Origin of the sequence: Halolactibacillus alkaliphilus, from assembly GCF_900115465.1 — a bacterium.
GTDB lineage: Bacteria > Bacillota > Bacilli > Bacillales > Amphibacillaceae > Halolactibacillus > Halolactibacillus alkaliphilus.
Genome location: NZ_FOWN01000039.1, coordinates 1 through 22,848 on the forward strand (window position 1 = coordinate 1; position 22,848 = coordinate 22,848).

The window sequence follows — 22,848 nt, forward strand, 5'->3', positions numbered from 1 at the left end:
AAACGCTGGAAACATGTGAGAACGAGGTATAGAAAACTTCGAAAATACGGAATATCTCATAACGAAGCACTTAAATTAGCTGCGAGTAGGAAGGGGTATTGGAATAATTCAAAAACACCTGCCCTTCATCGAGCACTATCAAATGAGCGACTATTGAAGTGGGGGCTAAGAAATTTAAACCTTCGCTTGAAAGCAAGTCAATTTAGATCTGACTATAAATTAAAACGATACTTAAATTATTGAACCGCCGTATACGGATCCGTACGTACGGTGGTGTGAGAGGTCGGTAGGTGAATTAATCACCTACCTCCTACTCGATTATTTTTGACAGTTTTTAACGCATCAGACACCGCTTTAGATAAGTCGAAAATCCCCGCTAATCTATTGATATTGATGACTGGAAAATTGTATGAAATTATGCTTCTTTTTGATTGTTTCATGCTATACTGAGTATAGAGTCGCCATTATTTTCAGATGTGGAAGTCTAGGTTGAAAAAATGTAACTTTTTTCTTATCATGTGAGTCTAAGTAGTATGAAAGGAGGCAATATATGAAAGACACACGTACTATTTATTTATTATTTTTATCGACTGGAACGCTATTATCAAAAGCAATTGATTTATATACGAAAACGGATTTAAATCATGTATCGATTGCCTTCGATGAAGGTTTAAGTGAGGTATATAGCTTTGGACGTAAGCGGCCATACAACCCGTTTATTGGTGGATTTGTCCGCGAAGCAGTAACAGAGCCCTTCTTTAATCAATCTATGTGCGCCGTATATAAAATAGAGATTTCTAAAGAGCAGTATGTGGCACTCAGACAACACTTACAAATGATAGAGTCGATGCAGCACTTATACCGTTATAATTTTATTGGTTTGTTTGGCTTTATTGTAAATAAGGAAATCAAGCGTACACATGCTTACTTTTGTTCTCAGTTTGTTGCGACGATGCTGCAGGCAATTGACGTTTATCCGAAAGATAAACAAGCAGGTTTAACGCGACCGGATGATTTAAGAATGTGGCCGGAACTTGATCTTATTTATATGGGAACACTTCAAAATTATTTAAATTTAGATGAGAAAAAAAGCCGGCTTCGGTTACCAATTCGATCATTTTTCCGCATGAGTTAATTTTTTGTTTCAGCCATTATATTTATAATTTTTTTTAAAAAAATCATATAAAAACACGTCTACTTGACAGGAAGCAGTTCACTTCACTTCGCTAAAATAGTAGGCGTGTTTTTATATTTGTCTATAGAATCGCTCACTCACTGGGAGTAATATTTGCGGTACTGCCTGAGGGAACATTAAAGGTGAATACAATCACGTCTGTTGATAAATCGAGAGATTCAACCTTAAAACGAATATTACTCTCAACTTCGATTGACGTGACCGCAATGTAAATTTGTTCATTCTCAGAATCGAAGTATAACCAATCAGGTGTTTCTACTTGACGGTTAATATAGTGTAAAATACGTCCGCGTGGGAGATTAAGTAATCCGAGTGATAGTTCATTCATTTTTAAAACAAGGTCGCCATTCTCCATGACCACCGGGTCCATGGTGACATTTAGCGGAATAGGAACGCCAAAGGCAAATAATTCACCTATCAATTTAACATTGTCATCTACGATGACATCAAAATTTGCTTGGTCTGTTTTTAAAACATCATCAATATAGGTGTTAATCAGCTCGTTTAAGTCCTGTTTTGTTGTTTCAACTTTAAAACGTGCGCCCCGCTCTTCAATATAACTTGATTCAGGTAGCTGATCTGAAGTAGGAGGTGTCATAAGTAAGAAGGTGAAAAAACTCACGATGAGTATAATATTAAACATGATTAATAAAATAAAGCGTCGCTGCCACTTTGTCATGTCTTTAAGCGTCTTTATGAAACTTTTTTTCACTATCATCAGTCCATTCTTAAAACGTGCTTATTATGAGTCGCTAGAGGACGTATCGTCAGTTGTATGACTCGTCAGTGTTTCAATCTCCTCACGGAGATGGTTATAGACACGTGCGCCCATTAAAGTGTAGCCAGTGTTATTAGGGTGGAAATTATCATCAGCTAGGAGCGCAATGTCTTTTAAAGAAAATAAATCATACAAATCAATATGCTGCCCGTTTGGATAAGACTCAATCACCTGCTTGCCAGAATTATTCCAACGCATTAAAATCTCATCGAGTGCAACAACATCATCAAAGTAGCCTAAAAAAGGATTAAAGAACCCGAGTAAATAAATCTCCGCATCGGCATTATATGATTTAATTGTATCAAATATCTCAATTAACCGCTCATTATAGGCTACTTCTTCTGCGTTAAATACATCCAGATTTAAATTTAATGCGTTATTTCTTACCACCTGCATTAAATCATTCGCGCCAATCGTCACTAAAATAATGTCTGCACCTTCAACCGATTTGATGAGGTCATTTTCTTCTTTTAAACGGGTGAGTAATTGATCTGTTCTATTACCCCGTTTTCCAAAGTTATCGACTTGAACACGGATGTTTTGTTGGTCGAAATAGTGTCTCAATACCCCTATATACCCTTCGTTATTCGCTTCATCTCCAACCCCTTGAGTGAGTGAATCGCCTAGAGCAGCTATTTTAATATCCGTTCGAGTAAATATTTGTAACGTTTGTTCAACGGCTGTTTTTAAGTCCATAGATAAATCTGAGGCAGTTGACTGAACTTCTTCATCTTTCTGGTCGACTTGTTCAATGACTGTTCCAATATCCTCATTCTCAGGTGAGATTGAGGTGGTATCGTATATTGGTAGAGGCCTAAAAATAAAGAAGCTAACCCCTGCGATTATGAGTAAACTAATCAATGCGATTATGAAACGTTTCTTTCGGTGATAGCTCATCAGACATCCATCCTAACATATAATGTGTTATTAGCTAATATTCCCTTTTTATGTTTTTTCAAACAAGGGTGTGACTACTATTATAGTAGTCAAATACATCGGATTCAATAACCAAACACGTAAAGAAGATAAAAAAACTGAAGTGTCATAAAGACACTTCAGCATATGAAAGGGAGTCGAAATATATTAGGGTAAGTGTTAAAAAACATTAGTCGTGCTTTGGATTTAAACGAATCTTATTAGCACTGCCGAATAAGCAAGCGCCTTCTACAACGATTTGACCATTCTTTTCTGCTTGGTCTTTTAATGATTGATAGTCTTCCCGTGTCTTAAACCAAATGATTTTAGCTTCTTTAGGTATGTGATCAAGTTGCGCTGGTTCAGTGATAAACAGAATGTCAATGATATCGGATTTTTCTTCGAATGTTTTATACGTAAAGCCGAGTTTTTTAATCTTTCTAAGGCAACCATGTTTAGTTGGGTCGCCGACCACCACGATTTCTTTTGGACGCAGCCCTTCTTCACGGGCAAATGGTGAGTGAAGTGCCCAGTAAATAGCATCTTCAACTGTAGGCTTAAGGGTAGGTTCTGTATTTGTTGCTTTGGCAATCGCTTGATCTAAGTCTTTAATAATGTCTTCATACGTTTCAAGTCCGATTGATAGACGAATCAATTGCTCAGAGACACCGGCAGTTACTAACGCCTCTTTTGATAATTGTTGATGGGTCGTTGAGGCCGGATGAATAATCAGTGAGCGTGCATCGCCGACATTGGCGACATGGTAAAATAATGTCACATGATCAATAACTTTTCTACCTGTTTCGCGGTCCCCCTTAACACCAAAAGTGATAACTGAGCCGTAATAATCGATTAAATATTTATTCGCTAATGCATGACCTGGGTGGTCAGGATGGCCTGGATAGTTTACCCACTCCACTTGCGGGTGATGAGCCAAATAGTTTGCTACACGCGTTGTATTCTCATGGTAACGCTTGATGCGCAGGCTTAGCGTTTCTAAGCCTTGAAGTAAATTAAAGGCATTTTGTGGACTGAGTGATGGGCCTAAATCACGCAATAATTGCACGCGTAGCTTAATCGCAAAAGCAGCTGGTCCAGCGTCAATACCAAAGCGAATTCCATGATAAGATGCATCTGGTTCGGTAAATCCTTTAAATCGAACATTATTCCAGTTGAAACGGCCCCCATCTATAATCACCCCACCCATAGTTGTGCCGTGACCACCAATCCACTTAGTTGCTGAGTGAATCACAATATCAGCTCCAAATGTTAAAGGTTTGGCACCGTAAGGGGTGGCAAACGTGTTGTCGATAATTAAAGGCACGTCATAGCTATGGGCAATATCACTTACAGCTTCAATATCAAAGACATGCAGTGACGGATTCGTAATCGTTTCTGCGAAAATGGCTTTTGTTTTGACGGTGATCGCTTGTTCAAAGTTTTTAGGGTCTGTGCCATCAACAAAAATAACATGAATACCATACTTAGGTAATGTTTGTGAGAATAAATTATACGTTCCACCGTATAGGTTACTGTCAGCAATGATCTCATCGCCAGCTTCAGCAATATTTAAAATCGCTAACGTAATAGCAGACATGCCCGATGCGACACCGACTGCTGCGACACCGTCTTCTAATGCAGCCATTCGTTGTTCAAAAGCATCTACTGTTGGGTTCATAATGCGTGAATAAATGTTCCCGAGTTCTTTTAAAGCAAAAAGATTTTGTGCATGTGCTGTATCTTTAAATGAGAACGCAGTGGTCTGATAAATGGGTACTGCGACAGCACCAGTGGCAGGGTCTGTTTGTTGGCCGGCATGAATTAATTGTGTTTCTGGTCCATCTGTGTGGAATGGGAAATGACTCATGAATAACGCCTCCTTAAATTTGCGAAAAAGTAGAATGTCTAAAAAACAATTGAAGCTTAGTGGCTCATAATAAAGACAAAAAGCCCACTTCTTTACGAAAAAGAAGAGGGCTTTAAACGCACATGGTCCTCCTCTTATCTCTCAGATATCACATCTGTAGGATTTAGCACCTTTCTGCATAAGCAGGGGTTGCTGGGCGTCGCAGGGCCTATTCCCTCAGCCTCTCGTAATAAGAGTTTTAAGTTGTTAGTATGGATTATAGTGAACTTCTGTACGTTCGTCAAGTGATTTGTGAGAATTTTTTAAATTTTTCATCAGTTTAAGTGTGAAAAGGCATCTAAAGATTAATAAGCATCGATATCCGTAGGTGCCTCTTCTGATGATTTCCCTCTGATTTCAATCATCAATCTATGAGGGAGACAAATAGAGGTCTGACCAGGACGCGTTATCCAACCGGTTTTAACGGCGACTTGGTCGGGGGAATTATCTTCTTTTACGCGAATACGTGTGCCATCGACTTCAATAATATTATATTGTCCATCCTTCGGGTAATACGTTATTAGCTGATGAGGTGTGTCCTCACTTAATATAAATTCATCGACAACGTCACCATCAATCGATACATAAGCCACGAGTTGATCTGTCGGTGATTGGGCGTAAGTGTAATGGAAGATCATTAACGGCGAAAATGAGGCGATGACGAGCAAGACGATGACGAACCAATCACCGACATTGATAATGTCTTTAAAAGCTATGGGTTTAGTGCTCATGCGAGAACTCCTCCTCAATTGTTTCTAGTGCTGATGCTATGACTTGATGCATGTCATAGTATTTATATGTCGCAAGCCTACCACCAAAGAGCACGTCTTTTTCCTTGCTCGCTATAGCTTTATACTTTAAATAAAGAGCCGTGTTTCTCTGGTCGTTAATAGGGTAATAAGGTTCATCGCCTTTCGCCCACTCTGTTGGGTACTCTTTTGTAATGATTGTTTCAGATTGTGTGCCGAAATTAAAATGTTTATGTTCGATAATACGTGTATAAGGTGTTTCTGAATCAGTGTAATTCACAACTGCGTTGCCTTGATAGTTATCGGTTGCGTGCTTTTCTGTTTCAAAGCGCAGACTACGGTAATCTAACACTCCGTATTGGTATGAAAAGTATTGGTCAATCATTCCGGTGAAAAGCGTTTTTTTTGCTTGGCGCATAAAATGTGTTTTATCATCAAAGAAATCAACCCCAAGTTTAACCGTACTCTTGGCTAACATTTGCTCGATAATTGCGGTATACCCATGTGTGGGTATGCCTTGAAACCGATCATTGAAATAATTGTTGTCATAAGTGAATCTAACAGGTAGGCGTTTAATAATAAAGGCTGGTAAGTCTGTTGCCTTACGTCCCCATTGTTTTTCTGTATAGCCCTTAATGAGTTTTTGGTAGATGTCTGTCCCGACAAGTGAGATAGCTTGTTCTTCTAAATTTTTTGCCTCAGCTACACCAGCATGTTGTCTTTGGGAAGCAATTTTTTGCTTCGCTTCGTCAGGTGTGGTAACTCCCCAGAGTTGATGAAATGTGTTCATGTTGAAAGGTAAATTGTATATCTCACCCTTATAATTTGCGATAGGACTATTGGTATAACGATTAAATGTGGTGAATTGCTGCATATAATTCCAAATCTTTTCGCTGTTTGTGTGGAAAATATGTGCACCATATTTATGCACATCAATACCAGCTTGTTTTTCAGTATAAATATTGCCTCCGATATGGTCGCGTTTATCGATCACAAGGCACGTTTTTCCGCGCTTGGTTGCTTCGTAACTAAAGACAGCACCAAATAGTCCGGCACCGACAATTAAATAATCATACATGAGAATGCTCCTTTTATATTTAAGTAATGAAGTAAGTTAGTTGAGTAAATGCGTTGAAAAATAAAAAAGGCTATACGAAACACGCTTATAACAGATTGTGTTGTAACTTTAGCGTATATGGTGTAAATTATCACCTAACGACATCACATTGTAAAGCAAAGGAAGTCGCATGTAAATATTAAACAACAGTAAAAAGATTTTTCTTGAGTGAAAAGGAAGTGAGAAAACATGATTAAAATAGCGATTGTAGAAGATGAGGCACTCTATCATGAACAATTAGAAGCGTTTTTAACGCGATTCCAAAATGAAAAAGAACAGCCGTTAGAATGGTCAGTGTATACAGATGGTGATCAATTTATCACCCATTATACGTCACAATTCGATATTATTCTGTTAGATATACAAATGCCACTCATGGATGGTATGACCGTAGCCGAAGAAATCCGGAGAATTGATCAACAAGTAGTGATTATTTTCATCACGAATATGACCCAATACGCGATTAAAGGTTATGCAGTAGATGCATTAGATTATGTCCTTAAGCCAATTAGTTATTTTCAATTTAAGGAGCGGCTTCAAAAAGCGATGGATCGTTTAGAACAAAAAGCAAGTCGTTTTATCACATTGAAAATAAAGGGTGGCGTTGTTCGGCTAGAGTTAAATGATATTTATTATATCGAAAGTCGCGGTCACCAATTGATTTTCTACACAAAAGAGGGAGATGTTGAGACGTCGGGTGCGATTAAACACTATGAGAATGATTTTAAAGAAGAGGGATTTTATCGTGTTCATAAAGGGTATATTGTCAACTTGCATTATGTACAAGGGATTAATGATTCCTTTGTTGTGATGAAGTCGATGGAATTACCCATTGGCAGAACAAAGAAAAAAGGTTTTTTAGAAGCTCTTACGAAGTACTGGGGAGAGCGATCAATATGACCGATGTCTTTCCTGAAATCCCAAGATTATTTACGGCTTTATCGGAATGGCTGGCGTGTTTAGTCTACATTAGTTTATTACGCAAAAAATATAGTGGATTTAAACTAGTTGTGTTGATGTCGATGGCTTTAATTATTCAATCGAGTTTTCTAATATCCACCGGTAGCTTACCTATTTATTTTTGGATCCCAAGTATGTTATTAGCTGTTTTCATGATGGGTGTGTTAATTTATGTTGCTACAGAGGTGTCTTATTATGAAGCGGGTTATTTTGTTGTTAAAGCGTTTGTTGCCGCAGAATTAGTCGCTTCTTTTCAGTGGCAACTCCACTTTTATCTATTAAGAAACCAATCGACATACTCTTTCAGTGGTTTGTTATTGTTGATAATTACCTACGGAGTCGTCTATTTTATTATTTGGTATTTAGAGAAACAACATATTCCAAAGGATGGACTATTAGGGATTAAACCGCGTGAATTTTGGTCAAGTGCGACCATCGGTGTGGCGATCTTCTTTATTAGTAACTTAAGCTTTGTGTCAGTAAGAACGCCGTTTAGTGGCCAGTATACGACAGAGATTTTAAACATCCGTACCCTTGTTGATTTTGGAGGATTCGCTATTTTATTTGCCTACCATGTCCAGTTGAATGAATTAAGAGTTAGGCATGAGCTAGAAGCGATGCAAAATATCTTCAAGTATCAATACACTCAGTATCAACAGTCAAAAGAAAGTATTGATCTTATTAACTTCAAATACCATGATTTAAAACACCAATTAATTGCCTTAAAAGCAGAGACAGACCCAGCTAAACGAGAAGCTTTTATCGATGAGATGCAAGATGAGATAAAGATGTTTGAAGCTCAACATAAAACAGGGCATCACGTTCTTGATACACTCCTTACCATGAAACATTTGACGTGCTTAAAAAACAACATCACGTTGACAGCTGTGGCGGACGGACAGTTACTAAATGGAATGGATGTAAAAGATATTGTCACGATTTTTGGAAATGCTTTAGATAACGCAATTGAATATGAGCGTAAAGTAAAGGATAACGACAAACGTTTGATTCATGTCTTACTTAAAAAACAGCATCAGTTTACGATTATTCAAATTGAAAATTACTTTGAAGGTCAGTTGCATTATCAAGATGGTTTACCATCAACAACGAAGAAGAATAAATACATCCATGGTTATGGGATTAAAAGTATTAGACATACCGCTGAGAAGTACGGAGGTACGGTGCAAATTAGTGAGAAGAATCAATGGTTTAAAATGATCATCCTTCTACCACATGTAAGGTGAAAAAAAGGCTATTCAATGGCGAATAGTCTTTTTTTGTATCGATGTGGAGGTCGTTTATGTAAAATATCATGACGTTTATGAAAAAAGAAAAGCGCTTACTTAAAATCGTGTTAAATTATAACCATCATGTTGAACATGCTTTAGTGTTAAGGTGTAAAAATGGCAGGTGAAAATACGAGATATAAAAAGAGGGAATGCAGATGAAACATAAACAGTTAGTTGAACAAATGACACTCGAAGAAAAGGCAGCGTTGATGTCAGGAAAGAACTTCTGGGAAACAGAAAGTATTGAACGCTTAGGTATTGACGGTATTTTTCTTGCTGATGGCCCGCATGGGATTAGAAAGCAAGCAGCCGCCGCGGATCATTTAGGATTAAATGAAAGCGTTCCAGCCACATGTTTCCCCACAGCCGCAACGGTCGCTAACAGTTGGGATGTATCACTTGGTGAAAAAATAGGTGAGCATCTTGGAAGAGAAGCACACGAACAGGGAGTTCATGTTTTACTTGGTCCTGGTATCAATATGAAACGAAACCCACTCTGTGGGCGTAATTTTGAATACTTTAGTGAAGACCCTTATCAAGCCGGAAAATTAGCTGCGGCTTACATTCGCGGAATTCAGTCTCAAGGTGTCTCAGCTTGTGTGAAACACTTTGCGGTCAATAATCAAGAAGAACGCCGAATGTCTATTGATACGATTGTTGATGAGCGCACACTACGTGAAATTTATTTAACAGCCTTTGAAATCGCTATCAAAGAGGGTGATGTGAAGACGGTCATGTCATCTTACAATAAGTTAAACGGTGAATACACCAATGAACACATGCATTTGATGCAAGAGATTTTACGTGAGGAGTTTGGCTTTGATGGTGTCGTTGTGACTGACTGGGGTGGTAGTAATGACCGCGTGAAAGGCTTAATTGCTGGAAACGAGCTTGAAATGCCAACAGCTAATGGTGAGACTGTCCAAGATATTATTGAAGCAGTAAGAACAGGCGTTATTGATGAAACCATCTTAGACGTTGCCGTCGACCGACTCTTAGAGTTAATGTTAACAACAAACGACGCGCTAGCTAAAAATCAAGCACCGATTGATGTGAAAGGACATCACGCCTTCGCTGAGAAAGTAGCAGAAGAGTCTATCGTCTTATTAAAAAATGAGGACAATATTTTGCCATTAAAGAAATCGGATAAACTCGTGATTATTGGTGACTTTGCCAAGAGTCCACGATATCAAGGGGCTGGTTCATCGGTCGTTAATCCAACCGAACTTGATACACCTTTGGAAGCGGTTAAACGATGGGATTTAAATCTTGTTGGTTACGCACCAGGTTTTAATCGCTACGGGAAAAAAGATCAAAAGAAATTTAAAGAAGCGCAGCAACTAGCTAAAGAAGCTGATGTGGTTTTACTCTATCTAGGTCTTGATGAGGTAACAGAAGCTGAAGGCCTTGATCGTAGTGATATGAGGATCCCTAAGAATCAACGTGATTTAGTCCAAGCAATAAAGGCTGTTAATTCGAACATTGTGGTGGTACTTTCTTGTGGCTCAGCTGTTGAATTACCGTTTGTTGATGACGTGAAAGGTCTTGTCCACGGGTATTTAAGTGGTCAGGCCGGGGCAAAAGCGATGCTGAATATCTTAACGGGAAAAACAAACCCGTCAGGTAAATTATCAGAGTCATACCCCGTTCGATACGAAGATACACCAACCTACCACTACTTCCCTGGTAAAGAAGTGAGTGTGGAATACCGAGAAGGTCCATTTATCGGTTATCGTTACTACGATACAGCGGACATTAACGTTAGGTTCCCTTATGGTTATGGGTTAAGCTATACGACCTTTAATTATGAAGAGGTATCCGTTACAGACACAGGTGTTACTGTCAAAGTAACGAATACGGGTGATGTTGCAGGAAAAGAAGTTGTCCAGCTCTACGTTGGAAAAGCGTCAAGTCAGATTTTTAGACCAACTAAAGAACTCAAAGGGTTTATAAAAGTCCATTTATTCCCGAATGAAACAAAAGAAGTAGCGATTCCTTTTGATGACTATACGTTTAGATACTTTAACGTCAGCTCGAATAAGTGGGAAAAAGAAGCGGGCACGTATCAACTCATGATTGCGTCATCAAGTGAAGATGTTCAGTTAATGACATCGATACAAATTGAAGGATCAGTCAATGCACATCCGTATGATGAAACAGTGTTAGCGCCTTATTACATAGGCAACATTCGCGAGATTAGCGATGCGGCATTTGAAGCCTTGATTGAAAGACCGATTCCAAAATCAACGTGGGACAGAACACAACCATTAGGCTATAATGACACGATTAGTCAGTGTCGCTATGCGAAAGGCTGGATGGGCCGGTTGAGCTACCGTCTGGTGACTTTTGCACATACCTTCCTTTGGAAGATTGGTAAGCGTGAGACGGCGAACTTAATTATGATGTCGGTGTATCATATGCCGTTTCGTGGTTATGCCAGAATGACGGGTGGTGCGATAAATATGCCCATGGTTGACGGGATGTTAACGGCGGTTAATGGTCAGTTCTTTAAAGGAATCAAAGAAGTGATTAAAGGTCGAAGACAACTTAAAAAGATGAAGTAAATCTAAAATGAAGTAATAGCTAATAAAATTCGGCTTAATTACTTTACATATATATCTAAGGAGGCTTCACAGAAATGGAAAAGAAAAAAATGAGCAAGAAAAAGTTTAGAACGTTATGGAGTACGATATTATCGGTGTTAGTTATTATTGTCATTGGTGCTAATATTGCTCTTAATTATTATTCTGATGTTATAACAGCATATTTTGATGAGTTAGACATTACAAGTCCAGAAGCAGTCGCGGTGAGAGAAGAGTCTAAGGAAGTCGCTGAAAAAATAGCTGATGAAGGTATTATTCTATTACAAAATCAAGATGATGCACTACCTTTAGAGACGGGCGCAAAAGTTAATGTATTTGGTTGGAGCTTTACTAATCCAATCTACGGTGGAACAGGTTCAGGTGGAACAGATGCCTCAACCGCTATTACACCATTAGATGGATTTAAAAATGCTGGTATCGAAGTGAATCAAGAATTGTATGATGATTATGTTGCCACAGGGATTGAAAGACCGCTTGTATTAATGGATGGACAAGACTGGTCTGTGCCAGAACCTGTCGCAAGTGACTTTTATACTGAAGATAGAATTAATCAAGCAAAAGAATATTCTGATACAGCGGTCATCTTTATTTCTCGTTCTGGTGGAGAAGGTGCAGACTTACCTGACGTCCTTGATGGTCCTGATACTTTTGATCCTAATGCGGGAATGTTTGGCGCAGGACAAAAATTCGGTAACGAAGACGATTTAGATCCAAATAAACATTATTTAGAATTAAGTAATAGAGAGAAAGATATGGTTGAAGTTGTTACAGCAAACTTTGATAATATAATTGTTGTTGTGAACAGTGCTAATACGTTTGAATTAGAGTGGGTAAGAGATTATGAACAAGTAAAAAGTGTCATAAATATTGCCGGACCAGGACAAAGTGGTTTCGGTTCATTAGGAAAGGTTCTTGCAGGAACGATTAATCCTTCAGGTCGTACGGTTGATATTTATGCTACAGACTTATTTGATGCACCAGCAGCGAAGAATGTTGGTGATTTTAGATATGTTGTTGAAAACGCAGATGGTAGTCTTTCGCAAGCATACGATCAAGAAAACGTCCCACTGACGTATATCAATTATGCAGAAGGTATTTATGTGGGTTACCGTTATTATGAAACAGCAGCAACCGAAGGTGCCATTAACTATGAAGAAAAGGTTATGTATCCATTTGGACATGGATTAAGCTACACGACTTTCGAACAAGAAGTTGTGTCTGGTTCACTCGTATGGGATGACTCAGAAGTGAAAGTCGATGTTGAAGTAACGAATACTGGCGAAATGGCCGGAAAAGATGTTGTTCAACTCTACTATTCAGCTCCTTACACAGGCAATATTGAAAAATCAGTTGTTGACCTCGGCGCATTCGTTAAGACAGACGTGATTGAACCAGGTGAATCACAAGTTGTGACCTTATCATTTAAAGTAGACGACATGGCTTCATATGATTCAAACAAAGTATACAGCGACAATGGGTCATATGTTTTAGAATCTGGCGAGTATGACTTAATGTTAATGCGTAACTCACATGAAAAAATTGCGGATGTAAGTTCGCAAACTTTAAGTGAAAAAGTTTTTAATCAAACAGCTCGTGAAACAGATTATCAAGTTGCAACCAATCAATTTGATGAAGATGTTACAGGAGAAGGCAGCATTCAAACATATTTGTCTAGAGAAAATGGATTTGAAAATATTGATGACGTAAATCAAAACGAAGTATTTGAAATTACGACAGAAGAAGGCGAAGTCATTGAAGTAAAAGGTACGCTAATAGATAATTCGTTTATTAGCATGGTCAATGATATTCGTTATAATATTACTGAGAATACACATGAAAAAGCACCGACAACCGGCGAAGACAATGGGTTGACATTGGATGAGTTTATTGGTGTTGATTATGAAGATGAACGTTGGGAAGAACTTTTAAATCAATTGTCAGTCGATGATATGGAAAAACTCGTTATAAATGGTGGCTATAAAACAGTCGAGTTAGAATCTATAGAAAAGCCAGGAACAGTAGATTATGATGGGCCAGCGGGTATTAGTTCATTTGTTTCGGCTACCGGAGCATCAGGGATTCCATTCCCTTCACAAGTGATGGTCGCTTCAACATGGAACCTTGTGCTTGCGGAAGAAATGGGACAAGCCATTGGAGCCGAGGCGGAAGTGTATGGTGTAACAGGATGGTATGCACCTGGTATTAACCTTCACCGTACAGGCTTTGCCGGACGTAACTTTGAATATTATTCTGAAGATCCATTGCTTTCAGGTAAAATGGCGGCAAGTGCGATTAAAGGGTATCAAGATAATGGCGGCGTTGTTTACATGAAACACTTTGCGCTCAATGACCAAGAAAAAAACCGTCAATTAGGGGTCTTAACGTGGAGTAATGAACAAGCTATTCGTGAAATTTATTTAGAACCATTTGAGCTTGCTGTAAAAGAAGGTGGCGCTATGGGAGTCATGTCTGCCTTTAACAGTATCGGAACGACATGGGCCGGTGCCAGCAGTGGGTTGTTAAATGAAGTATTACGCAATGAGTGGGGCTTTAAAGGGACAGTCATTACTGATATGTACATCATTAATGACACACCTTATATGAGTGCACAGCAAGCTATTAGAAATGGGAATGATTTATTACTTACGGGTGTTGCACCATATGGTGTGCCTGAGTTTGATGCCACAGGTATTGACACACAGTGGGCCCTAAGAGATGCTTCTAAAAATATTCTTTACACAACAGCAAATAGTCGCGCAATGGATGCTGGTATGAGTGATGATACACCGCAATGGGTGACAATTTCTATCTATGTCAATATAATTATTAGCTTAGCCATTGTATTAGCTTTTTACTTTGTATTTAAAAACAGTAAAAAACGTGATGTTGCTTAATTTTATTCACTAACTTTATTTCTAGCTCATTTAGCGGTACTCAATGGAGTGCCGCTAAAAAATTAGTCGAATTATCGGTCACCATACGAGGCATTGCCAATGTAAATAAGTGTGTGTGCTAAAAGTGAAAGACAGGGATGCAAGTGGTAATAAAAAATACTAGACTTTTACAACAAAGGAGCAGTAAAATGAGTTCTGACTATATTAAAAAAGAGAAAGAAGCAGCAAAACCACTTCAGTTTTGGACGAATTTTAAAGACAAACACCCAAATGCCGCGCAATTTCTTGTGTTTTTTTTATTAAGTAATGGCGTGACGGTTTTACAGATTGTATTAATGCCGGTGTTAAGAAGTTGGTTTGCGGATACCGCCTTAATTTTTACCGATTTTCAAATCTGGCAAGTAGGCCAGAGTGTGGATGGAAGTGCCTATTATATTTTTGACTACCCAGCGGGTGCGTTAGCTGACGGTGGCGGTGGTGGATTAGCTTACTTTTTAGCGGTTCAAATTAGCATTGCGGTGGCACAGATTATTAACTTCTTTGCTCAGCGAAATATTACCTTTAAATCGAATACGAATCCATGGATGGCGGCGTTTTGGTATGTGATTGCGTATATTTTAATCACAATCGGCGCAGCCGCAGCCCAAGGGTTTTATAAGGCACCGATTTATGATTTATTCATGGATACGTGGGGCTTAGGGCAAACAGGCGAGACGCTTGCTGATATTATTACGATGGTGATTAATGCGGCGATTTCATTCTGGGTCTTCTATCCAATCTTTAAAATTATCTTTAAACAAGTACCTGAAGAAACAAAAGAAAGATAAGGTTGTGATTGTATGAAACTATTATCTATTATTATTCCTTGCTACAACTCGGAAAGTTATATGCACTACGCGATTGAATCACTTGTGGTAGGTGGAGAAGATGTTGAGATTCTGCTCATTAACGATGGTTCAACTGATGAAACAGAAGCGATTGCGAATCACTATGCAGAAAAGTACCCAAAGATTGTGACGGCGATCCATCAAGCAAACGGCGGACATGGAGAGGCGATTAACACCGGTCTTAAGCATGCCAAAGGTCTTTATTTTAAAGTCGTCGATAGTGATGACTGGGTCGATACCAGAGCTTACCTCAAAGTACTCGACACGCTGAAGACATTCTCTGGAACGACTGGCACGATTGATTTACTGATAAGTAATTTTGTTTATGAGAAACAAGGAAGTAAATACCGTAAAGTCATGCGCTATGACAACGTGTTGCCAAAAGATACAGTGTTTTCATGGGATGACGTTAAACCGTTTAAAAAAGGACAATTCATGATGATGCATGCCATGATTTACCGGACAAATCTCTTGCGAGAAGCGCATCTTTCGTTGCCAAAGCATACGTTTTATGTTGATAATCTTTATGTTTATACACCTTTACCTTATGCGACACGGTTATTTTATCTGGATGTTGACTTCTACCGATATTTTATTGGTAGAAGTGATCAATCAGTCAATGAAAGTGTGATGATTCGCCGGATTGATCAACAGCTTAAAGTGAATCATTTGATGTTAGAGGCGATTGATTTAGATACGATACACCATGAACGGTTACGCGATTACATGTTGAAACACTTAGAAATTGTCACGGTAATTTCCGCTATATTATTGATTAAATCAGGCACGAAAGAAAACTTACGGAAAAAGCGTGAACTTATGCGTTATGTGAAACAAGAAAATGTTGAGCTATACGTCAACCTTAAATATGGATTGATGGGCAGGTTGATTAATCTACCGGGTAAAGTCGGACGAATGATTAGTGTCATGGCTTATAAGATCTCGCAGAAAGTGATCGGGTTTAACTAATTTTAATAACTATAAAGCAGAAAAATAGGCAACAGTGGAAGCCTTCACTGTTGCCTATTTCTTATCGCTTAATCTGTGCGCCATGCCTCATGACGTTAAGTACATCTTGTTCTGTGACTAAATTAGCGTCACCCGCAATATAATGTTTTAAGACGGATGCTTGTGTCGCAAATGTGACCGTTTTTTCTGGACCGAAATGTGAAAGGAGACCGTGTAAAATCCCGGAAGCAAAGGCGTCACCTCCACCGACCCGGTCGACAATCGGATCAATCGTATAAGTCATTGAAGAGTAGAGCTTCTCGTTCATATAAAGGTAACCGGTTAAATCATTCTTTGTTGCAGATGGACTAACACGTGTTGTTGCATAAATACTTGCAATGTTAGGGTAGTCGGCAGTTAAACGTTGGTAACTATTTAAAAGATGACGTTCATGTGATGCATCCGTCTCTAAATCTTTATAATCAAGTAAATGCGTCATATCCCAGGGGCTTAAAGAAGCGTATGTGACATAGGGCAAGGCTTCTTTAAAGAAAATTTTTGCGGCTTCTTTTGACCATAATGTTTGTCTGAAATTAAAATCAAGGCTTACAGGTATTTGTTTTATTTTTGCCAGCTTCATGATTAAAAGTGTCAGCTGTTTCAAAGATGAAGATAGAGCGGGCGTAATTCCCGATAAATGAATAAGGTCATAGCCATCGATCAGTGTCTCTAAATTTAACATATTTTCTGTCAGTTCCGAAAAAGCAGAACCTTCACGATCATAAATCACCTCAGAGGCGCGCTGGCCAACACCAACATCTAAAAAGTAACTCCCTACTTTCTTGCCACCAGACAAAATATAATCCGTATTCACACCAAGTCCTCGCAAATAACGTGTCATACCTAATGTGAGTGCATGATCAGGTAAGCGTGTCACAAAGGTCGTGTCATGTCCGAAAATCGCTAGTGATATGGCGGTGTTTGCTTCAGCACCACCGTAATTTAAATCTAACTGTTTAGCCGTAGATAAACGTGTCCCTGTGGGTGTTGAAAGTCTTAAAAGAATTTCGCCTAAGGTCAATACTTTTGCCATGGTTATATATGCTCCTTTATATGCAGTGTTATGCATGTAGTTGTTTTCATGTATACTAGTATCTTATTATAAAAAATCTAATAAATCAACAGCGAAGTCTAGCGATGGAGTCGAGTCGATCATTTAGAGGTAATTATTTTTTTGGACTATTTATGACGATTTACGGGTATAAAAGAGTTATGATCTAAACAAACGTATGTCTAGCGTAAAAGGCCTAAGTTCATCTTGGGCTAGGGATGACTTTTCACATGAAATTCTAAAGCGCTGTCTTAAAGAGTGCATAAGTTCAAAGGGTTATGCTATATTATGGATATGAAAGAAAGAGGTGAGGAAATGACGATCCCAACATTTTTACTAGGGGCCTTATTAATTTTTAATATTGTATTGGCTTTTACGATTGTTTTCTTAGAGCGCAAGAATCCTACATCCACATGGGCGTGGTTACTCGTATTAACCTTCATCCCAGTCGCGGGTTTTATTCTCTATTTGATTTTTGGTCGTAAAATAAGTAATACGAAATTATTCATATGGGATAATAAAAGTAAACTAGGTGTGAAAAAAGCAGCAAATAATCAACTGCAACTGCTGGAGGAGAATTCTTTCCCAATTCAAAAAGGTTACCGTCATCATAAAGATTTATTTTACCTACACTTACGTAACAATGATGCGATTTTAACTCAGCATAATGATGTGAAAATATTCAGTGATGGAAAAGAAAAGTTTGACCAACTTTTATTTGATATTAGGCATGCGAAACATCACGTTCATTTAGTATATTACATCGTTCGTAGTGATGAGCTTGGTTGGAAGATTGCGGATGCATTAATTGACCGGGCTAAAAAAGGCTTGGAAGTCCGTTTTCTATATGACGACATGGGCGCAAGGCGATTAAGTAGAAAATACATTAAAGCATTAAAAGATGCCGGTGTTCATGTGGAATCCTTCTTTCCATCGATTATCCCGAAGTTAAACTTTAAAATTAATCACCGAAATCATCGCAAACTCGCGATTATCGATGGACGTATTGGTTATATTGGTGGGTTTAATATTGGGGATGAATATCTAGGGAAGTCTCGTAAATTTGGTTACTGGCGTGATACGCACTTACGGGTTGTTGGTGAAGCGGTTCGAAATATGCAAACGCGGTTTATCCTAGACTGGAATCAAGCATCAAAAGACCAAGTTTTACAGTATGACCCTGTCTATTATACTGCAACACCAAAAGGTAATGTCGGGATGCAAATTGTCTCAAGTGGACCAGATAATGATTGGGAACAAATTAAATACGGGTATATCAAGATGATCATGGAAGCAGAAGAATATGTCTATATTCAAACGCCTTACTTTATCCCTGATGAGTCGCTTGCGGATGCGGTAAGAATTGCGTCACTTTCAGGAATTGATGTCCGGATCATGATTCCAAATAAACCGGATCATCCGTTTGTTTACTGGGCGACATACTCGTATGTAGGGAATATGCTTGAAGCAGGCGCAAAAATTCACATTTATGAAAATGGTTTTCTTCATGCGAAGACGATTGTGGTTGATGGGAAACTATCAAGTGTCGGCACAGCCAACATTGATGTGCGAAGTTTCCGCCTTAACTTTGAAGTAAACGCCTTTATGTATAGTGAACAAGTCGCACGTACACTCTTAAAACAATATGAACGAGATATGAAAGAATGCTATACGTTATCTCTTGATGATTACAACAAACGTTCCACGTGGATTCGCTTTAAAGAGTCTGTCGCTAGGTTAATTTCGCCAATCTTATAAGGCGTATTTCTATAACATAAATAGCTAAAACAGTTAAAAAAACATGGCCGTGTAGAAATTAGGCTGTGTTTTTTCTTGTTTACACAGATGCGGTTATACTATACTTGAGAGTAGAGTCACATTTAAAGGAGAATACTATGGAAATTCTATCAGCACATCAGTTATATAAAGCCTTTGGAGAGAAAGTATTACTAAGCGACGTCAGTTTCTCAATTGAAACCGGTGAACGCATCGGTTTGGTTGGTGTAAACGGCACCGGAAAGTCGACATTCCTTAAAATCATCAGTGAAAAAGAAGAGACAGACCAAGGGGAATTAAAACACCCGAAAGATTTTACTGTGAGCTATCTTGCTCAAGAAGCCGAATTAACAGAAGACCTGACGGTCTTAGATGAAATCTATATGGGCGAATTACCAATTATTCAAACATTACGTCACTATGAACAAGCACGCATAGCTTTGGAACAAGAGCCGATGAGTGAATCAAAATTAAAACAATTTCAACTTGCCCAAGAGAAAATGGATACGGAAAATGCTTGGGATCATGAAACGCAAGCGAAAACCATCCTTTCAAAACTTGGCATTACCGATTATTATCAAAATATTCACGCCCTTTCAGGAGGTCAAAAAAAGCGGGTCGCCCTAGCAAAAGCGTTAATTCAACCTGCAGACTTGTTAATATTAGATGAACCAACCAACCACTTAGATCATGATTCGATTGAGTGGCTAGAACAATATTTACCGGGCTATAAGGGAGCATTAATCATCGTGACTCACGACCGTTATTTCTTAAATCGGGTGACGAATCGGATTTATGAACTCGATAAAGGTCAGATGTATCGCTATGTCGGAAACTATGAAACGTATTTAGAGAAAAAAGCGGAACGTCTTGCGCTCGCCGAACAAAGTAAACAAAAACACCAAAACATTTTAAAGAAAGAAATCGCTTGGTTAAAAGCGGGCGTTAAAGCACGGACAACGAAACAAAAAGCACGTATTGACCGCGTTCACGAAATGAAAAAACAAACATTTGAAAAGAGACAACGCGAAGTGGACTTAAACTTACGTGGGACACGTCTTGGTGATGACGTTTTCGAACTTATAGACGTACAAAAAAGTTTCGATGAAAAACCGCTATTTCAATCGTTTAGCTTTTTAATTAAGCCTAATGACCGCATTGGTATTGTCGGTAAGAATGGGAGTGGTAAATCAACATTACTCAATATGTTGGCTGGGCGAATGGTACCGGATGCAGGTGAGATTCATGTCGGTGAAACAGTCAAGATTGGCTACTATACGCAAGATCATTCAGAGATGGATGAAGATTTAAAAATCATTGAGTATATTCGAAAAACCGCTGACGTGATTCATACGAAAGATGATCAAGTAATTACCGCTGAACAAATGCTGGAACGTTTCCTCTTTAATCGCGGTGACCAACAGACCTTTATCCGCCGTCTTTCTGGTGGAGAAAAACGCCGGTTATATTTATTACATGTATTGATGCAGGAACCAAATGTGTTACTCCTTGATGAGCCGACCAACGATTTAGACACGGAAACGCTCGCGATCTTAGAAAACTATTTAGATGAGTTCCCTGGCGTTGTGATCAGCGTGTCGCACGACCGTTACTTTTTAGACCGCACGGCAGATCAATTATTTGTCTTTACTGATGATGGTATCATCGATACGTTTTACGGGGACTATAGTGACTACTTAGCAGAACGAAAAGAAGATTTAAAGGAACAGAAAGAGAATGAAAAAGAGGTCACTGGACCGGTTAAGAAGAAAAAGAAACTCTCATACCATGAACAAAAAGAGTGGGAAACAATTGAGGATGAGATTGGTTTGTTAGAAGAGCAAATTGAAGAGAAAAAACAAGCGGTCATTGATGCGGGGAGTGACAGTGAGAAAGTACGCATCGCATATGATAATCAGCTCACACTAGAAGCGGCCTTAGAAGAGAAGATGATACGATGGGAAGAGCTATCATTACTTGTTGAGTCGTTAGAACATTAAATTATTTCAACTATCGAAATAGTTTGTGTATAATAGATAGGTAGAATTATAGACTATATTTGGAGGGAAAACATGATGGCAGAACAACAAATGTTAGAAAAATACGCGGAACTTGCGTTAAAAAAAGGCGTAAACTTAAAAGAAAGTCAAGTATTAATGATCAACTCATCGATTGAAGGCGTTGATTTCACCCGTATTCTTGTAAGAAAAGCATATGAATTAGGAGCAAAAGACGTCGTAATTAATTGGCAAGATGATGAGATCACGTTACAACGCTACTTACATGCGACAGAAGAGGCACTTACAACAGTACCACAGTGGCTTGTGGATAAGTATTTATATTATGCTGAAGATGATGTGGCTCTACTTTCTGTGCGCTCGACGAATCCCGACCTACTAAAAGATGTTGACCCAGAGCGAATTGCTAAAGCGACAAAAGCGAATGCGGAATCAATGAAAGCATTTCGTAAGTATACGATGAATGATAAGATTGCTTGGTCGATTATTTCGATTCCAACGAATGACTGGGCAATGAAAATCTTCCCAGGAAAAGATGCTGAAACAGCGAAAGAATTATTGTGGGAACAAATATTTAATATTGTGCGCGTGAACGAAGAAGACCCAGTTAAGGCATGGGATGAGCACAATGCAACACTTAAAGCTGCGCACAAAATTTTAAATGATAAGAAATATACAGCATTAACATTTACCGCGCCAGGCACGGACATTACTTTTGGCTTGCCTAAAGGACATATTTGGAAAGGTGGCGGTGCTTATACAGAGGAAGGGCGTCACTTCAACCCGAATATGCCTACAGAAGAAGTCTTTACGATGCCAGATAAATATCATGTAGATGGTGTTGTCTCGAGCACAAAGCCACTTGTTTATGGTGGGAATATGATTGATAACTTTAAATTGACGTTTAAAGACGGAAAAGTCGTCGATTTTGAAGCAAAAACGGGTTATGAGACGTTAAAACATTTACTCGATACGGATGAAGGTGCGAAGCGATTAGGTGAGATTGCATTAGTCCCTCATCGTTCACCTATCTCACAGTCAGGTCTGATTTTCTATAACACATTATATGATGAGAATGCCTCTTGTCACATTGCTTTAGGGAAGGCTTACCCAACAAATATAGAGGGTGGCGCTAACATGTCAGATGAAGAGTTAGATGCGCATGGCGTAAACGATAGCCTAACGCATGTTGATTTCATGATTGGTTCGGCCGAGCTTAATATTGATGGCGTACTTGAAAACGGTGAAACAGAAGCTGTTTTCCGTCAAGGGGAATGGGTTCTTCCTGGTATGACAAAATAATCATTGATTTATAAAGAGCGGATCTTCTAAAAGATCCGCTTTTTTATTTGTTGTGCGCCCGGCATGGGTAGTAACTTGGTGGTGAAAGTCCATTACAGACTTGGCAGTAGGAACTGTTAGCGAATGACAAGGGTGTCTTCCGTGAGGGAGAATCTGAAGGAAGTCGGACGCAAACACTTGCACTGACGAACAGAAACTTCATACTAAGGCTCGGTGAAATGGATAAGTCTACAACACAAGATGAAGTCCAATACTGCCCGAAATTTCATTGAGTAAATGAAGCAGTGACATGAGTGGAAAGTGACTACTCTTACCCGGGGAGATCTCTATCTTTATTCCAAACGTTCGTAGTGATATGAAACGGAAGGTAGAGAAGTCAGCAGACGTCATAGTAGCAACG

16 protein-coding genes and 1 riboswitch are annotated in these 22,848 nt (G+C 38.8%); of the genes, 10 read left to right on the forward strand and 6 right to left on the reverse strand.

All coding sequences use genetic code 11. The annotated features are described in order from the left end of the window. The first annotated feature begins 550 nt into the window (after positions 1-550). Positions 551-1,135, forward strand: coding sequence for a hypothetical protein (locus BM163_RS12250; protein ID WP_089803475.1), 585 nt, complete (start codon positions 551-553; stop codon positions 1,133-1,135). Between the two features lie 133 nt (positions 1,136-1,268). Here BM163_RS12250 and BM163_RS12255 read toward each other — a convergent pair whose 3' ends face one another. The 5 genes from BM163_RS12255 to glf form a co-directional block, all read right to left on the reverse strand. After that, a complete protein-coding gene (locus BM163_RS12255; protein ID WP_089803488.1) occupies positions 1,269-1,874 on the reverse strand; it encodes a YpmS family protein in 606 nt (201 codons plus the stop codon). Between the two features lie 63 nt (positions 1,875-1,937). Next, entirely contained in the window at positions 1,938-2,870 is a 933-nt protein-coding gene (locus BM163_RS12260; RefSeq protein WP_089803476.1) for a GDSL-type esterase/lipase family protein, read from the reverse strand. Between the two features lie 208 nt (positions 2,871-3,078). Then, positions 3,079-4,755, reverse strand: a complete 1,677-nt coding sequence (locus tag BM163_RS12265) for an O-acetylhomoserine aminocarboxypropyltransferase/cysteine synthase family protein (RefSeq protein WP_089803477.1) — start codon at positions 4,753-4,755, stop codon at positions 3,079-3,081. Between the two features lie 131 nt (positions 4,756-4,886). Further along, a riboswitch (SAM riboswitch) is annotated at positions 4,887-4,991 on the reverse strand. Positions 4,992-5,099: 108 nt separating this feature from the next. Continuing rightward, positions 5,100-5,525, reverse strand: a complete 426-nt coding sequence (locus BM163_RS12270; protein WP_089803478.1) for a NusG domain II-containing protein — start codon at positions 5,523-5,525, stop codon at positions 5,100-5,102. Further along, positions 5,515-6,621, reverse strand: a complete 1,107-nt coding sequence (glf, locus tag BM163_RS12275; protein ID WP_089803479.1) for a UDP-galactopyranose mutase — start codon at positions 6,619-6,621, stop codon at positions 5,515-5,517. Before glf ends, BM163_RS12270 begins: the two co-directional genes overlap by 11 nt. 228 nt (positions 6,622-6,849) lie before the next feature. On the opposite strand from glf, the gene BM163_RS12280 reads away from it, so the two are divergent. From BM163_RS12280 to BM163_RS12305, 6 genes are all read left to right on the forward strand, one after another. Then, positions 6,850-7,560, forward strand: coding sequence for a LytR/AlgR family response regulator transcription factor (locus BM163_RS12280; protein ID WP_089803480.1), 711 nt, complete (start codon positions 6,850-6,852; stop codon positions 7,558-7,560). Beyond that, the gene (locus BM163_RS12285; RefSeq protein ID WP_089803481.1) at positions 7,557-8,864 is read left to right on the forward strand and encodes an ATP-binding protein; all 1,308 of its coding nucleotides are present in this window, start codon (positions 7,557-7,559) and stop codon (positions 8,862-8,864) included. Before BM163_RS12280 ends, BM163_RS12285 begins: the two co-directional genes overlap by 4 nt. A 200-nt stretch (positions 8,865-9,064) precedes the next feature. Then, positions 9,065-11,473, forward strand: a complete 2,409-nt coding sequence (locus BM163_RS12290; protein WP_089803482.1) for a beta-glucosidase — start codon at positions 9,065-9,067, stop codon at positions 11,471-11,473. A gap of 74 nt (positions 11,474-11,547) precedes the next feature. After that, positions 11,548-14,406 (forward strand): glycoside hydrolase family 3 protein, encoded by a 2,859-nt coding sequence (locus tag BM163_RS12295; protein ID WP_089803483.1) that lies wholly within the window; start codon positions 11,548-11,550, stop codon positions 14,404-14,406. Positions 14,407-14,594: 188 nt separating this feature from the next. Then, positions 14,595-15,233, forward strand: coding sequence for a GtrA domain-containing protein (locus tag BM163_RS12300; RefSeq protein ID WP_089803484.1), 639 nt, complete (start codon positions 14,595-14,597; stop codon positions 15,231-15,233). 12 nt (positions 15,234-15,245) lie between these two features. Beyond that, the gene (locus BM163_RS12305; RefSeq protein WP_089803485.1) at positions 15,246-16,262 is read left to right on the forward strand and encodes a glycosyltransferase family 2 protein; all 1,017 of its coding nucleotides are present in this window, start codon (positions 15,246-15,248) and stop codon (positions 16,260-16,262) included. 61 nt (positions 16,263-16,323) lie between these two features. Here BM163_RS12305 and BM163_RS12310 read toward each other — a convergent pair whose 3' ends face one another. Beyond that, a complete protein-coding gene (locus BM163_RS12310) occupies positions 16,324-17,334 on the reverse strand; it encodes a sugar kinase (protein ID WP_089803486.1) in 1,011 nt (336 codons plus the stop codon). A gap of 333 nt (positions 17,335-17,667) precedes the next feature. On the opposite strand from BM163_RS12310, the gene cls reads away from it, so the two are divergent. The 3 genes from cls (at position 17,668) to BM163_RS12325 (ending at position 22,448) form a co-directional block, all read left to right on the forward strand. Next, positions 17,668-19,110: a cardiolipin synthase gene (cls, locus tag BM163_RS12315; protein WP_089803489.1), complete on the forward strand. Its 1,443-nt coding sequence runs from the start codon at positions 17,668-17,670 to the stop codon at positions 19,108-19,110. Between the two features lie 137 nt (positions 19,111-19,247). After that, positions 19,248-21,128 (forward strand): ABC-F family ATP-binding cassette domain-containing protein, encoded by a 1,881-nt coding sequence (locus tag BM163_RS12320; RefSeq protein WP_089803487.1) that lies wholly within the window; start codon positions 19,248-19,250, stop codon positions 21,126-21,128. Between the two features lie 75 nt (positions 21,129-21,203). Next, positions 21,204-22,448 carry an aminopeptidase gene (locus BM163_RS12325; protein ID WP_089803490.1) on the forward strand — a complete coding sequence of 415 codons (1,245 nt, stop codon included), beginning with the start codon at positions 21,204-21,206 and terminating at the stop codon, positions 22,446-22,448. Positions 22,449-22,848 lie beyond the last annotated feature (400 nt).